Source organism: Microbacterium sp. M3 (assembly GCF_033548675.1).
GTDB classification, from domain to species: domain Bacteria; phylum Actinomycetota; class Actinomycetes; order Actinomycetales; family Microbacteriaceae; genus Microbacterium; species Microbacterium arthrosphaerae.
Genome location: NZ_JAWTZT010000004.1, coordinates 261,775 through 275,860 on the forward strand (window position 1 = coordinate 261,775; position 14,086 = coordinate 275,860).

Below are 14,086 nucleotides of genomic sequence, written 5' to 3' on the forward strand. Positions count from 1 at the left end.
CGCTCGCTCGACGACCGGGAGTCGGGGTCAGTTGTTCTGGGGGAAGCCGAGGTTGATGCCGCCGTGGCTGGCGGGGTCGAGCCAGCGGCTGGTGATGGCCTTCTCGCGGGTGAAGAAGTCGAAGCCGTGGACGCCGTAGGCTTTCGCGTCGCCGAACAGGGACTGCTTCCAGCCGCCGAACGAGTGGTAGGCGACGGGGACGGGGATGGGCACGTTGATGCCGATCATGCCGACCTGCACCTCTTTCTGGAACCGGCGGGCAGCGCCGCCGTCGTTGGTGAAGATCGCGGTGCCGTTGCCGAACTGACCGGAGTTGATCAGGTCCAGCCCCTCGTCGTAGGAGGCGACGCGGACGACCGAGAGGACGGGTCCGAAGATCTCCTCCTGATACGCGCGGGAGGTGGTGGGGATGTCGTCGATCAGGGTGGGGCCGAAGAAGAACCCGTCCTCGTGACCCTGGACGGTGTAGTTCCGGCCGTCGACGACGATGGTCGCGCCATCGGCCTCGGCGATGTCGACGTAGGAGGAGACCTTGTCGCGGTGGATGTCGGTGATCAGCGGCCCCATGTCGGGCTCGACCCCGTCGACGCCCGCCCCGTTGCCGATCTTGAGCTTGCCGATGCGGTCCTGGATCTTGGCGATGAGCTCGTCGGCGACGGGTTCGACGGCGAGGACGACGCTGATGGCCATGCAGCGTTCTCCGGCGGCGCCGTACCCGGCGTTGACGGCCTGGTCGGCGACGAGGTCCAGGTCGGCGTCGGGGAGCACGAGCATGTGGTTCTTCGCGCCGCCGAGCGCCTGCACCCGCTTGCCGTGCTTGCTGGCGGTCTCGTAGATGTACTGCGCGATCGGGGTGGACCCGACGAAGCTGATCGACTGCACCACCGGGGAGGTGAGCAGCCCGTCCACGGCCAGCTTGTCGCCCTGCAGCACCGTGAACACCCCGTCCGGCAGGCCCGCTTCCTGCCACGCCTGCGCGAGCCACAGCGCCGCCGACGGGTCCTTCTCCGACGGCTTGAGGATCACCGCGTTGCCGGCGGCGATCGCGATCGGCACGAACCACAACGGCACCATCACCGGGAAGTTGAACGGGCTGATCACCCCCACGACCCCCAGCGGCTGCTTCAGCGAGTACACATCGATCCCCGTCGACGCGTTCTCACTGAACGCCCCCTTGATCAGATGCGGGAACCCGGTCGCCAGCTCCACGACCTCCTGACCGCGCAGGATCTCCCCCATCGCGTCGGAGACGACCTTGCCGTGCTCGGCGGTGATGATCTCCGCCAGCTCCCGCTTGCGGGCATTCAGGATCTCCCGGAAGTTGAACAGCACGGTCTGCCGCTTCGCGATCGAGTAGTCCTTCCACACCGCGAACCCGGCCTCCGCCGACGCGATGGCCTCGTCGATCTCGGCCTGATCGGCCAGCGCCACGCGGGCGGTCACAGCCCCGGTGGCGGGATTGTGCACCGGGGCGGTCCGGCCGCTGTTCGAGGGACGCTCGGCCCCGTCGATCCAGTGCGAGACGACCCGCACCTCGGCGTCGGAGGTCGCGGGGGCGACGGCGATCTCGGTGATGCTCATGGGGTAACCTCTCGGTGTCGGACAGATCGTGCGGCGATCCTCTAGGCTTGACGGGTCCCAGCCTGTCAGAGAAGAAGAGGCGGCCACGGTGCCCGACCGTCGCGAAGATCGGACGATCCAAACGGATCGTCCGGCAGATCGAACAGCCGATGAGACCCTCCCCACGGTGCGCGAGGTGATCGCCCTCGACGCCGTCGCCCACGGCGTGCCCGAGGTGCTCGTGGGAGACGACGCGCTCGACGCGCGGGTGCGATGGATGCACGTGTCCGACAGTGCGGGTGTCGCCCGTCTCCTCGACGGGGGTGAGCTGCTCCTGTCGACGGGATCGTCGTGGCCGGCCGAGCCGGCAGACCTTCGGCGCTTCGTCGACGAACTGGCCGACGCCGGATTGTCAGGCCTCGTGCTCGAGCTGGGCACGCACTACCGCTACGTCCCGGCGGTGGTCGTCGAGGCGGCGCGGCAGCGCGGCCTCGCCCTGGTCGTGCTGCATCGCGAGGTCAAGTTCGTGAGCCTCACCGAGGCGGTGCACAGCCGGATCATCACGGGGCAGACCGATGCGCTCCGCGCTCGTGACGAGGTGCGCGAGCGCTTCACGGCTCTCGTGCTGCGCGGTTCCCCGGCGGATTTCATCGTGCATCAGCTCGCGCAGACCCTCGGTGCCCCCATCGTGCTGGAGAACCTCGGCTACGAGGTGGTCGCCGCCGAGGTCCCGCTCGCCCTGGAGGAGGAGCTCTTCACCGAGTGGGAGCTGCGTTCCCGCTCCGCGCACCGCCGGTCCGAGCAGCGACGCGAGCGCGGCATGGCGGCCGGCGGCGACGACTGGCTGATCGTGCCGGTCGAGGCACGCGGCATCCGCTGGGGCAACCTGATCGCCCTGCCCGGGCCCGAGCATCCCGCCGGACGCACCGCTGTGCTCGAGCAGGGTGCGATCGCCCTGGCGGTCGGACGCCTCGCCGACGGCGACGCCGACGAGTGGGCGCGCATCGGGCGACGCCGCCTCGTCGACGGGCTGCTCGCCGGCCGGTTCGCCGGTGTCGGCGGCGCCGCCGCGCGGCTCGAGGCCGCCGGCCTGCCGCTGCGGGGTGCGAAGCTGTATGGCCTGGTCGTGTCGGGTGCGCCGGTGGCGGCGGAGCGAGCGGATGCCGCGGCCCGCGCCCTGCGCGGCCGCGCGCTGGCGGGTTCGGCGCCGGTCGGGGTCGCGGCGCCGGCGACCGCGATGCTGGTGTCGCTCCCGGTCGATGCCGTGTTCGACGATGCCGCCGTGCTGGCATTCGTGCGCTCCCTCGTCGATGCCGCCGACGTGGAGCGGGTCACCGTCTCGGTCGGGCGCGCGGCGGAGGGGATCGACGCCGCCCTCGCCTCGGTCCACGAAGCGGTCGACCTGGCCGGCGGCAGGCGTCGCCGCGCCGGGCGGGGACCCAGCCTGCGTCGCGTCGAGAACCGGCCGCTGGTGCAGCTCGTGACCGCACTGCGCGACGACCACCGCGTGCTCGAGCACGGTGAACGCATGCTCGCGCCGCTCATCGCCCACGACCTCTCGCGATCGGGCGACCTCCTCGATGTCCTCGAGGCCATGCTCGCCCACCCGGGCAATCGCACCGCGGCGGCCGGGGCATCCCACCTCTCCCGGTCGGTGTTCTACCAGCGCATCGCCCTCATCGAAGAGCTGCTGAACGCCGACCTCGACGACGGTGAGACCCAGACCGCCCTGCACCTGGCGTTGCTGGTGCGGAGGTCGGCCGGCCGCTGACGGGCTAGGAGTCCACGGCCTCCCATGGGTCGAGGAGGTCGATACCGAGGCCCTCGAAGTCCTTCGTGTTGCGCGTCGCCAAGCTGGCACCGTGAGCTGCGGCGACGGCGGCGATCATCCCGTCCTCCACGGACAGCGGGCGTCCGGCGATCCGCCGGATCTCCTGCAGGCGCGCGTACTTCCGGGCGGCGCGTTCGTCGAACGGCAGCACCCGGCTTCCCGAAAGGATCGAGTCGATGGCGGCGATGAGACGCTCACGCCGGGCCCCCGCGGGAAGCCGCCGAGCCCCGACCAGGAGTTCGGCGACGGAGATCGCGGTGACCGCAGCATCCGTCTGCGTCTTCATCCATGCGACGACGGCGATCTCGGGGTCAGTGCGCAGCGGTTCGGACAGCACGTTCGTGTCGAGGATGATCACGACAGATCGAGCTCGCGGGGGACGCTGCGTTCGGGCAGCTCCAGGTCGATGGCGAGGCTGCTCGTCGCATCGATCCAGTCGACGATCATGCTGCTGGGCGACACCGCGCTCGTCAGGATCGCGCGTGCTTCTGCCTCCATCGAACGGCCGTGCGCGGCCGCTCGCTCCCGGAGGCGCTGCTGAACGCCGTCGTCGAGATTTCGGACGGTGATGGCACCCACGTCGACTCCCTCCGCAATGCTGGCAATGCTAGCACTTCGATGTCGGAGGCGGTCGCCATGCTCTGGCCATGGAGACAACCATCGACATCCAAGCCGAATCGTTCGTCCGCGACCTCGCCGCCGCGATCGTCGCCCCGCGGGCCGGTGAATGCCTCGCGTGCTATCTCGATCGCGTCGTGCGCGACGCGCCCTGTGACGGCTCCCTGCGCCTGTCGCGCATGTATCGCGACGCGCTCGCGCCGCGGGCCGTCGCGCTCGAGAGCCGGCTCGAAAGCGGCGGCGGATTCTGCGACTGCGAGGTGCTGATGAACGTCTACTGGTCGAAGGCCGAAGAGGTGAAACCCTGTCGCGGCGCGAGGCGCGGGTCCACGAAACCGTGCGACCTCTGGTTCCGCCGCAGGCGCGGTGATGGATGGTGAAGCCCGGAGGTCAGCCGGCGATGTAGACCTTGCGGAGCGTCTCGCGCACCGTCCACACCGTGCGCATGCCCGCCGTCAGGCGGGCCACCGACCCTGCGCGAAGCTCGATCTGCTCGAGCGAGGGATCGTCGAACGACACCGTGGCCGAGCCCGAGAGCACGACGAACACCTCATCCGCCTCGACGTCGGTCGACGTGCCCGGAGTGTGCTCCCAGACCCCGATGGCGCCCGACAGCTCCGCGAATCCCGTGCGCGGCGCCCCCTCGAGGACCTGCTCAGCGGGCAGCGGTTCGAGCGCGATAGGGAGGGCCGCGGCATCCGTCACGATTCCCGGGTTCACGAGTCGAACCCGAGGCCCAGCGCGTCCAGCGTCTTCAGCAGGAGGTTGCGCTTGCCCTTGTTGTGATCGGCGCGGTCGAGCGACCAGCGGGTGGCGTTGATGCCGATCGCGGCAGCCGGCTCGGGCGGGAACGGCAGCGGGCGCTTGCGCACCATCTCGAGCTCGGTCCGCTCGTTCGAGACGCCGTCGAGCAGGTCGAGCATCACCTCGCCGGCGAAGCGCGTCGAGCCGACGCCGAGCCCGGTGAAGCCGGCGGCGTAGGCGATGCGGCGGTCGCGCGCGGTGCCGAAGAACGCCGTGAACTGCGTCGAGGTGTCGATCGCGCCCGCCCACTGATGGGTGAAGCGCAGTCCCTCGAGCTGGGGGAACGTCGTGAAGAAGTGGCTCGCGAGCTTCTGCCACGTCTCGGGCCGGTGCTCGTGGGCCGGGTTCACCCGGCGGCCGTACCGGTAGACGGCGTCGTAGCCGCCGAACAGGATCCGGTTGTCCTGCGTGATCCGGTAGTAGTGGAACTGGTTCGCCAGATCGCCGATGCCCTGACGATCCTGCCAGCCGATGGCGGCGAGCTGGTCGGCGCTGAGCGGTTCGGTCATGAGCACGTAGTCGTACACCGGAACCGTCATGAGCTTGTTTCGCTTGAGGAGCGACGGGAAGACGTTGGTGCCGAGGGCGGCGCGGCGTGCCTCGACCCGGCCGCCGGGGGTCGCCACGACCACTCCGGGGCCGCTGGTGTCGAGCCCGGTCACGTGCGAGCGCTCGAAGATCTCGACGCCGCGCTCTTCGCACACGCGCGCGAGTTCGGCGGCCATGCGGGCAGGGTGCACCATGCCGCACGCTTCCTTCTCCCATACCGCGGCGAGATACGTGGGGGAGTGGACGGATGCCTGGGCCTCGGCCTGGTCCAGATAGACCACGCCCTCCTCGCCCTCGGCGGCCCACTCCTGCAGCCACTCGACCTGGTGCGGTTCGACCGCCGGCGCGAGCTGGCCAGTGCGCTCGAACTGGAAGTCCATGCCGTACGTCGCCTCGGACGCCTCGATCGCATCGAGGTTCTCGCGGCCGAGCCGATCGAGCGTCGGCATCTCCTTCGGCCAGCGCGACATGCCGTTCTCATGCCCGTGCGTGAGGCTCGCCTCGCAGAAGCCGCCGTTGCGGCCCGACGCGGCCCAGCCGACGCGCTGCGCCTCGAGCACGACGATCTTCGCGTCAGGGTCGCGTTCGGCGGCGAGCAGCGCCGTCCACAGGCCGGTGTAGCCGCCGCCCACGACTACGAGGTCGGCGCGATGCGTGCCGACGAGCGCCGGGCGATCGGGCAGCAGGCTCTCGGGAAGGTCGTCGCGCCAGAAGACCGAGTGTGCCGCTCCGGCGAGGGAGTGCTCGACGACGGATGCTGCCGGCCGCTGTCGTTCGAAGACGGTCGTGCCCACGGTTATCAACTCCGATGCGTTTGGTGCTCCCATCCTCGCCCGGCGGCGTGCGCGGCGACGAGGGCCGGTGTCGGAAGTTGGCGGCGGCGCCGGACAGGTTGTCGGGGCCGTCGTGCCGGTCAGCGCGGAGCGAGCTCGCCGACCAGGGCGTCGACGTCGGCGACGCGGGCGTAGGTGCCGTCGAGAGCCGCCATGAACGCCAGGTGCACCTGCGCCCCCGGCACCGTGCGGCCGTCGTACGCGAGGTCGGGCGCCGCGCACGCGTCCTGCGCGACCGCGAGCGAGAAGCCGAGATCGGATGCCGCGCGCACGGTGGCGTCGACGCACATGCTCGACATCATGCCGGCGACGACGATCTCGTCCGCGTCGGCGGCGCGCAGCAGCGCCTCCAGGCCCGTTCCGAGGAACGCGTTGGGCTCGTGCTTGACGACGACGTGCTCCTCGCCGTCGGGCGCGACGCGCGGGTCGAACTCCACGCCCGGGGTGCTCGGGGCGAAGAACGCCGCGTCCGGCGCATCCCACACGTGCTGCACGTGCACGACCCGCTCACCGGTGCGGCGGAACGCGGCGAGGAGTCGCGCAGCGGCGTCGGCCGCGGCATCGGGGTCGACCAGCGGATGCCGCCCACCCGGGAAGTAGTCGCGCTGGATGTCGATGAGGAGCAGGAGTCGGGTCACCGCAACAGCATAGGAGCGCGCCGGGTGCGTTTCGTCTCGCTTCATGCCTTTCGACGGCCCCGGACGCCGGTCGTTGAGCGAGCGAGGAACGAGCGAGACGAAACGCCCCGAGCCCGGCGCGGAACCGTGTCAGGCGTCGTCCGCGGCGTACACCCGCTCACCCTCGACGAACGTCTGCAGCGCCCGTGCGGCGCCGATCTCGTCGGCCGGACCGGCGAACGGGTCGCGGTCGAGCACCACGAGGTCGGCGAGCTTGCCCGCCTCGATCGTGCCGGTGACGTCGTCGAGGTGATTCGCCCACGCCGAGCCCGCCGTGTACGCGGTGAGCGAGGTGGCGAGGTCGATCGCCTGCTCGGGCAGGAACGCGTCGTACTCCCCCTCTTCGTGTCCCGGCGCGGCCCGGCGGTTGACCGCGGTATGGATCGCCGCCATCGGGTCGGGCGTGGAGACCGACCAGTCGCTCCCCGCCGCGAGCACGGCGCCGGCGCGCAGCAGGTCGCCGAACGGGTACTGCCAGGCGCTCCGCGGGTCGCCGAGGAACGGCAGCGTGAGCTCCACCATCTGCGGTTCGTAGGTCGCCCAGAGCGACTGCATGTTCGCGGCCACGCCGAGCCGGCGGAAGCGCGGCACGTCTTCGGGGTGCACCACCTGGATGTGCGCGATGTGGTGGCGGTTGTCGGCGCGGCCGTTGCGGGCGATGGCGTGCTCGACGGCGTCGAGGCACTCGCGCACCGCGCGGTCGCCGATGGCGTGGAAGTGGACCTGGAAGCCCTCGGCGTCCAGCAGCGGCACCGCCTCGTTCAGCACCTCGGGGGCGACGAACGAGATGCCGGAGTTGTCGGTGAAGTGACCGTGGCCGTCGCAGTACGGCTCGAGCATGGACGCCGTGAAGTTCTCGGCGACGCCGTCCTGCATGACCTTCACCGAAGTCGCCGCGAAGCGACCGCCGCGATAGCGGTCGCGGCGGTCGAGGATCGAGGGGATCTGCTCCAGGCCGCGGGTGCGGTCCCACCAGATCGCACCGACGACGCGCGCGGTGAGGGTGCCGTCCGCAGCCGCCTGGAGATACGCGGGGCCCGGGTCTCCGGCATCCCCGTACGATCCGACGATGGCGTCCTGCCAGGCGGTGATGCCGAAGGAGTGCAGGTAGCGCTGGCCGAGGAGCAGCGCCTCGGTCAGGCGCTCGAGCGGCTCCTCGGGCAGCAGGCGATTGACGAGGGCCATCGCGCCTTCGTGAAGCGTGCCCGACGGCGCGCCGTCGACGCCGCGCTCGATGCGTCCGTCCGCGGGATCGGGCGTGTCGCGGTCGATGCCGGCGAGGCGCAGGGCAGCGGAGTTGACCCACGCCCCGTGCCCGTCGCGGTTCGGGAAGAACGCCGGCCGGTCGCCGGTCACGGCGTCGAGCGCTGCGGCGGTCGGCGTGCCGCCCGGGAAGGCCGACATCTGCCAGCCGCCGCCGAGGATCCACTCCTCGGCCGGATGCTCCGCGACGTACCGGCCGATCGCCGCGGCGTACTCCGCGGCGGTGGCGAGGTGGGCGAGGTCGCAGCGCAGCAGGTCGAGCCCGCCCCAGACCGGATGCACGTGCGCGTCCTGGAAGCCCGGCAGCAGCATCCTGCCGTGAAGGTCGACGACCTCCGTCGACGGGCCGATGAGCTCCCGGACCCGGTCGCCGCCCACCGCGACGATGCGGCCGCCGGTGACCGCGACGGCGCTCGCCTGGGAGCGCACGGTGTTCGCCGTGAAGACGGGCCCGCCGGTGAAGACGAGGTCGGCGTGTGTCATCGTTCCTTCCTCAGCCGCCGGTCATCGTGCGGGCGATCTGCGTCGCGGAGTCCCCGGCGCGCTTGAGCACCAGCGCCACAAGGGCGAGGGCGACGAGGGTCAGCAGCAGCATGATCGTCGACACCGCCGCGATCTCGGGACGCAGCCCCGACCGCACGGCGCTCAGCACGTACACCGGCCACGGCGTCGTGCCCGAGACCTGCACGAAGGCCGCCACGATCGTGTTGTCGAGGCTCAGCGTGAAGGCCAGCAGGAAGCCCGCGAGCACAGCCGGCATCGCCAGCGCCAGCGTGACGCGACGGAACGTCGTGAAGGGCTTCGCATAGAGATCAGCGGATGCCTCTTCCAGGTGCGCGTCCTGCCCCACGAGCCGTGCGCGCACGATGTACGACACCACCGCGGTCGCGAACAGCGACGAGCCGACCGACAGGCGCACGATGCCGTCGTTGAAGACGGAGATGCCGAGGTCCTGCCCGAGGAAGACCATCCAGGGCAGCAGCGCCACGGCGTCGACGATCTCGGGCGTGACGGAGACCAGCAGCAGAAGCCCCAGGAACCACCACACCCACTTGCCCGGATGCCGTGCCATCGCGATCCCGGCGAGCGTGCCGAGCACCGTCGCGATGACGGCGGCGATGAGTGCGGTGATGAGCGAGACCCGCACCGCGCTCTGGATGGCGGGCTTGGCGAGGATCGTGCCGAACGCATCGAATCCGAAGCCGTCCCACGAGACCAGCAGGCGGCCGGTGTTGAAGGAGTAGATGACGATGACGATGATCGGCAGGAACAGGAAGAGCATCACCAGGACGCCCCATACGCCGAACGCGACGTCCGACCACGAGCGCCGCGCGCGCCGGCGGGGCGCACCTCCGGGTCGTGCCTCGCGCTCCTGCGCCTGCAGGAGCGTCTCGGTCAGGGTCTGCACGGTCATGTCGTCACCTCCAGGATCGCCGCGGGGGCGGCATCCGTCTTCGCCGTCGCCGGTGCAGGCCCGAGCACGAGTCGGTTCCGCGAGCGGAACGGCAGGGCGACCGCCCACAGGATCACCGCGGCGACTCCGATCGTCAGCATGATGACGAGCATGAGCAGCACCGCCATCGCGGATCCGAGCGCCCAGTTCTGCGCGGTCTGGAACTGGCTCGCGACGAGCTGACCGACCATGTTGCCCTTCGCGCCGCCCAGCACCGTCGCGGTGATGTAGTCGCCCATCAGGGGGATGAACACCAGCAGCACGCCCGCGACGATGCCGGGCTGCGACAGCGGCAGCGTCACGCGGAAGAAGGTCGTGAGCTTGCCCGCGCCGAGGTCTTTCGACGCCTCGCGCAGAGCCGGACCGACGCGGTCGAACGCGACGAACAGCGGCAGGATCATGAGCGGCAGGTAGTTGTAGACGACGCCGATGATGACCGCGGTGCGCGTGTACAGCAGCTCGAGCGGCCCGTCGAGCACGCCGATGCCCTGCAGCAGCGCCGACAGCCAGCCCTCGGGCGCGAGGATCACCTGCCAGCCGATCGTTCGGACGAGGAAATTGGTCCAGAACGGCACGAGCACGAGCGCGATCAGCAGCCCGCGACGCTGGGGCTTGACCTTGAAGGCCATCCAGTACGCCACCGGCGCGCCGATGACGAAGCACAGCACCGTGCCGATGATGCCCACCCAGAGGGTGTTGGCGAACGTCGCGAAGAAGGTCGGCGAGACCGCCTCGACGTACCGGTCGAACGAGAGGATGTCGTTGGCGTGGGTGCCGAAGATGCCGGGCTTGTACCCGAAGCTGAACCACACCACCATCGCGACCGGTGCGACGAAGAAGACCAGGAGCCACGCCCACGCCGGTACGGCGAGCGCGGCCCCCGCCGACCGGCTACGCACCGGCGGCGGCCTTCATCTCGTTGTAGATCTCCACACGCGTGGTCTGCGAGTCGTTGAGCTCCTGCTCGTGCATCGTCTCGAGCTGCTCCGGGGTGAAGAAGATCATGTCCGAGAGCTCGAGGCCGCTTTCCTCGGCCGCCGCCTGCATGTCCTTGCCGCCGACGTTGTAGCCGATGTAGTCGAGGTTCAGCGCCAGGTTCTCGGGCGTCATCGAGTAGTTGATGAACGCGTGTGCGGCCTCGGGGTGCGGGGCCCCGGCGGCGATCGCCCAGTTGTCCATCCACAGCTCGGTCTGCGGGCCGGGGAGCACCCACTGCCACCGCTCGGGCTCGCTGGATTCCATGAGGCCCAGACGCGCGTCGCCGTTCCACGACTGCATGAGCACCTGCGTGCCCTGCGGGATCGCGTTGGTGCCCGGGTAGGAGTCGAAGGCCGAGACGTGCGGGGCGATCTGCTCGACGAGGAACGCGCGGCACGCCTCGAGCTCGTCGGGGTCCTCGGTGTTCCAGTCCATGTCGTTGGCCCAGAAGTAGGCGCCGATGATGCCGGCCGGGTCGTCCGACATGGCGGTCTTGCCGCTGGCCTCGTTCTGGGCCGCGTCGAAGAAATCCGCCCACGTGGTGAGCTCGCGGGTGATGACGTTCTTGTCGTAGACGAAGCCGGTCGTGCCCCACGCCTTGCAGACCGAGTAGTCGTTCGAGGGGTCCCACGCACGGCCGAGGAACGCCGGATCCATGTTCGACATGTTCGGCAGCAGCTCCTTGTTGAACTTCGTGAGCAGGCCGTTCTCGATCATCTGCGGGATGAAGACCCCGGTCGGGACGACGATGTCGTACCCGGAGGTGCCCTTCGCGGCGATGAGCTTCGCGATGAGCTCCTCGTTCGACGAGTACGAGTCGAGCGTCACCTTCGTGCCCTCCTCCGAGGTGAAGCCCGAGACCACGTCGGGGGAGTCGTAATCGCCCCAGGTGTACACCGAGAGGTCGCTCTCCAGCTCTCCGCCGGTCGCCTGCGGCGCCGGCGAGCCGCTGCCGCCGGGTGCGCACGCCGCGAGCACGGTGGCCCCGCCCGCGAGGGCGGCCAAGCTCAGGAAGCGCCGGCGCGACAGCTCGCGCACGATGGCGGGCGTCGAGCCCTGCGGGGCGAGGATGCGGAGCGGGTTGCGAGGCTGAGTCATCGGGTACTCCTGGGTCGGTCGGGCCCGGCAGCCGGGGTGCGGATGCCGTGGCACCGAGTGGTGCGTCGGGTTCGGGCGGGTCGGGTCGGGCAGGTCAGGCGGTCGGCGGTGCGGTGTATCCGCCCTGCTGGGCGGCGTCGTCGGCAGGGAAGAGCAGGACGTGCTGCGCGGTCCACGTGCACGTGACGCGGTCGCCGACCGCGAGCGGCGGCGCGTCGGGCGTGGGCCGGCGCACGATGAGGCTCTGATCCTGGCCGAGGCGCACCAGGTACTGCATCGTGTCGCCGAGGTGCGAGACGCCGATGAGCTCCCCTTGGACCGCGTTCGCCTCGGGAAGAGCGCCCTCGGCGGTGCCGGACTTCTCGATGCGGATGAACTCGGGTCGCACGGCGGCCTCGCCCAGATTCGTCCCGGTGAGCACCGGCGCCGCGCCGCGCACGAGCGCGTGCGGCGACGTGATGGCGGCACCCGCTTCGGCCGTCGGCCCGCGGAAGAAGTTCTGCTGCCCGACGAAGGCGGCCACGTACGCCGAGGCCGGCCGCGCATACACGGTGTCGGCGTCGGCGAGCTGGTCGATGCGGCCGGCGCGCATGATGGCGATGCGGTCGCTCATCGAGAGAGCTTCACCCTGGTCGTGCGTGACGAAGACGAACGTGATGCCCAGCCGCGACTGCAGCAGCTTGAGCTCGAGCTGCATCTCTTCGCGCAGCTGCCGGTCGAGCGCTCCGAGCGGCTCGTCGAGCAGCAGGACGGCCGGGCGGTTGACGAGCGCGCGGGCCAGCGCGATGCGCTGCTGCTGGCCGCCCGAGAGCTGCGTGGGCTTGCGGTCGCCGAAGCTGCGCATCTGCACGAGGTCCAGCGCCTGCGTCACCCGCTCGCGGACTTCCGCCTTCGGCGTGCGGCGCTGCTGCAGGCCGTACGCGACGTTCTCGGCCACCGAGAGGTGGGGGAACAGCGCGTACGCCTGGAAGACCGTGTTCACGTCGCGCTTGTACGGCGGCACGCCTCGCACGGGACGCCCTGAGATGAGGATGTCGCCGGCGTCCGGCTGCTCGAATCCCGCGATCATGCGCAGGGTCGTGGTCTTGCCGCAGCCCGAGGGGCCGAGCAGCGAGATGAACTCGCCCGGCTGGATCTCCAGCGAGAGATCGTCGACGGCCGGCTGCTCGCCGTAGTACTTCGTGATGCCCGACAGGACGACGGCCCCGCGCGCGCCTTCGCTGCCGGTGGGAACATGCTCCGCCTTCGCTTGTGCTGCGGTCGCCATGCCTGTGGACATCGTCACCTCGTGAGGTTCCTCGTGATCGCCGGCGGCGCAACGCTGCGCCGCCTATCGGGTGTGAGGTATTCAATATGGCGTCGTGGTGCCCTGCAACGCGCCCGAGTCCGAACCGGACGATCCGGGGTGCCGGGGCCCGCCGGTGCGACAGATCGTCCGGCGCTGTGTAACGGCGAGGAAACCGCGGCGTTTCCGCTCAGGCACGCCGGCACGCAGGGGTCGGCTGTGCGCCGGACCGACATTCCGTCCGCCGGGCATCGTGATGAAAGCGTGCTCTGCCGCCGCTCACCCCTGGCAGGTCGGGCACCAGAACACGATCCGCTCGCGGGTCGGATCGGCACCCAGGGTGCCGCCGCGGATCAGCGACCCGCAGCGCCGGCATGGGCGATTCTCGCGGCGATAGACCCACGTCGAGCGCCCCGGGCGCGCGTCGCCGGTGAACGTGCGGCCGGAGCGATCGCGGTTGGCGTTGATCATCCGGGCTCCGAGATCGACGATGGCTGCGGCATCCGTCTCGGTTGCGGGCGTCGTGGGCAGCACGCCCCGGACGAACAGGATCTCGTTGACGTACTCGTTGCCGAAGCCGGCGATGTTGCGCTGGTCCTGCAGCGCCACGTGCACGGGGCGCGAGTCGAGTGACAGGCGCCGTGCGGCCTCGGCGGCATCCCAGTCGGACGAGAGCGGATCGGGCCCGAGATAGCCGACCAGGTCGTCCTCGTCGGCGGTGGGGACCACCTTGATGTCGGCCAGGTCGAACCCGACCGTCTCCCACTCGGTGCCGTCAGGCGCCGTCGCCCCGATCACGGCGCGGGCGCGGAACGCCGGGGCGCGCCAGCGCTCGCCGCGGCGGTAGACGTGCCACTCGCCCTCCATCTTCAGGTGGGTGTGGAGCGTCCAGGTGCCGATGCGGTGCAGCAGGTGCTTGCCGCGCGACACGACGTCGTGCACGACCTCGCCCCGTAGGTCGATGGTCGCGGCCTGCGGCACGCGCAGCTCGAAGCGCGTGACCGTCGCGCCTGCGAGCGCGGCGTTCAGGCGCCGCGCCGCGCGGAAGACGGTGTCGCCCTCAGGCACGTGCGTCCTCCGGATCCTCGAGCACGGACGCCCGCGGGCTCCGCCCGTCGCTGCCCGTGGCCGCCCGGT

The 14,086-nt window shown here is 70.6% G+C and carries 14 protein-coding genes; 2 read left to right on the top strand and 12 right to left on the bottom strand.

Going from position 1 to position 14,086, the window contains the following annotated elements:
- Nucleotides 1–27: 27 nt before the first annotated feature.
- Nucleotides 28–1,581 carry a CoA-acylating methylmalonate-semialdehyde dehydrogenase gene (locus R8Z57_RS13495; RefSeq protein ID WP_318354305.1) on the bottom strand — a complete coding sequence of 518 codons (1,554 nt, stop codon included), beginning with the start codon at nt 1,579–1,581 and terminating at the stop codon, nt 28–30.
- A gap of 166 nt (nt 1,582–1,747) precedes the next feature.
- Here R8Z57_RS13495 and R8Z57_RS13500 point away from each other — a divergent pair, with 166 nt between their 5' ends.
- A complete protein-coding gene (locus tag R8Z57_RS13500; protein ID WP_318354306.1) occupies nt 1,748–3,331 on the top strand; it encodes a PucR family transcriptional regulator in 1,584 nt (527 codons plus the stop codon).
- A 4-nt stretch (nt 3,332–3,335) separates the two neighbouring features.
- Here the strand turns inward: R8Z57_RS13500 and R8Z57_RS13505 are convergent, their stop codons facing one another.
- Both R8Z57_RS13505 and R8Z57_RS13510 read right to left on the bottom strand, forming a co-directional pair.
- Nucleotides 3,336–3,749, bottom strand: a complete 414-nt coding sequence (locus tag R8Z57_RS13505) for a type II toxin-antitoxin system VapC family toxin (protein WP_318354307.1) — start codon at nt 3,747–3,749, stop codon at nt 3,336–3,338.
- A complete protein-coding gene (locus R8Z57_RS13510; protein WP_318354308.1) occupies nt 3,746–3,970 on the bottom strand; it encodes a FitA-like ribbon-helix-helix domain-containing protein in 225 nt (74 codons plus the stop codon). The genes R8Z57_RS13505 and R8Z57_RS13510 overlap by 4 nt, the downstream gene beginning before the upstream one ends.
- 68 nt (nt 3,971–4,038) lie before the next feature.
- On the opposite strand from R8Z57_RS13510, the gene R8Z57_RS13515 reads away from it, so the two are divergent.
- Nucleotides 4,039–4,389, top strand: coding sequence for a DUF2695 domain-containing protein (locus R8Z57_RS13515; protein ID WP_318354309.1), 351 nt, complete (start codon nt 4,039–4,041; stop codon nt 4,387–4,389).
- A gap of 10 nt (nt 4,390–4,399) precedes the next feature.
- Here R8Z57_RS13515 and R8Z57_RS13520 read toward each other — a convergent pair whose 3' ends face one another.
- The 9 genes from R8Z57_RS13520 to R8Z57_RS13560 all read right to left on the bottom strand — a co-directional run bounded on the left by R8Z57_RS13520 (nt 4,400) and on the right by R8Z57_RS13560 (nt 14,017).
- Nucleotides 4,400–4,729: a cupin domain-containing protein gene (locus tag R8Z57_RS13520; protein ID WP_318354310.1), complete on the bottom strand. Its 330-nt coding sequence runs from the start codon at nt 4,727–4,729 to the stop codon at nt 4,400–4,402.
- Complete coding sequence (locus R8Z57_RS13525; protein WP_318354311.1) at nt 4,726–6,156, bottom strand: FAD-dependent oxidoreductase; 1,431 nt, start codon at nt 6,154–6,156, stop codon at nt 4,726–4,728. The genes R8Z57_RS13520 and R8Z57_RS13525 overlap by 4 nt, the downstream gene beginning before the upstream one ends.
- A gap of 119 nt (nt 6,157–6,275) precedes the next feature.
- Nucleotides 6,276–6,833, bottom strand: coding sequence for a cysteine hydrolase family protein (locus R8Z57_RS13530; RefSeq protein WP_318354312.1), 558 nt, complete (start codon nt 6,831–6,833; stop codon nt 6,276–6,278).
- A 129-nt stretch (nt 6,834–6,962) separates the two neighbouring features.
- Entirely contained in the window at nt 6,963–8,618 is a 1,656-nt protein-coding gene (locus tag R8Z57_RS13535; protein ID WP_318354313.1) for an amidohydrolase, read from the bottom strand.
- Between the two features lie 10 nt (nt 8,619–8,628).
- A complete protein-coding gene (locus tag R8Z57_RS13540; protein ID WP_318354314.1) occupies nt 8,629–9,549 on the bottom strand; it encodes an ABC transporter permease in 921 nt (306 codons plus the stop codon).
- Entirely contained in the window at nt 9,546–10,487 is a 942-nt protein-coding gene (locus tag R8Z57_RS13545; RefSeq protein ID WP_318354315.1) for an ABC transporter permease, read from the bottom strand. Before R8Z57_RS13545 ends, R8Z57_RS13540 begins: the two co-directional genes overlap by 4 nt.
- A complete protein-coding gene (locus R8Z57_RS13550; RefSeq protein ID WP_318354316.1) occupies nt 10,480–11,664 on the bottom strand; it encodes an extracellular solute-binding protein in 1,185 nt (394 codons plus the stop codon). Before R8Z57_RS13550 ends, R8Z57_RS13545 begins: the two co-directional genes overlap by 8 nt.
- Before the next feature lie 94 nt (nt 11,665–11,758).
- Nucleotides 11,759–12,943, bottom strand: coding sequence for an ABC transporter ATP-binding protein (locus R8Z57_RS13555; protein WP_318354497.1), 1,185 nt, complete (start codon nt 12,941–12,943; stop codon nt 11,759–11,761).
- A gap of 285 nt (nt 12,944–13,228) precedes the next feature.
- Complete coding sequence (locus R8Z57_RS13560) at nt 13,229–14,017, bottom strand: DNA-formamidopyrimidine glycosylase family protein (RefSeq protein WP_318354317.1); 789 nt, start codon at nt 14,015–14,017, stop codon at nt 13,229–13,231.
- Nucleotides 14,018–14,086: the final 69 nt, after the last annotated feature.

Coding starts and splice junctions, on each gene's coding strand:
- R8Z57_RS13555 (WP_318354497.1), bottom strand. CDS start 12,943: ATGTCCACAGGCATGGCGACCGCAGCACAAGCGAAGGCGGAGCATGTT.
- R8Z57_RS13515 (WP_318354309.1), top strand. CDS start 4,039: ATGGAGACAACCATCGACATCCAAGCCGAATCGTTCGTCCGCGACCTC.
- R8Z57_RS13540 (WP_318354314.1), bottom strand. CDS start 9,549: ATGACCGTGCAGACCCTGACCGAGACGCTCCTGCAGGCGCAGGAGCGC.
- R8Z57_RS13535 (WP_318354313.1), bottom strand. CDS start 8,618: ATGACACACGCCGACCTCGTCTTCACCGGCGGGCCCGTCTTCACGGCG.
- R8Z57_RS13550 (WP_318354316.1), bottom strand. CDS start 11,664: ATGACTCAGCCTCGCAACCCGCTCCGCATCCTCGCCCCGCAGGGCTCG.
- R8Z57_RS13495 (WP_318354305.1), bottom strand. CDS start 1,581: ATGAGCATCACCGAGATCGCCGTCGCCCCCGCGACCTCCGACGCCGAG.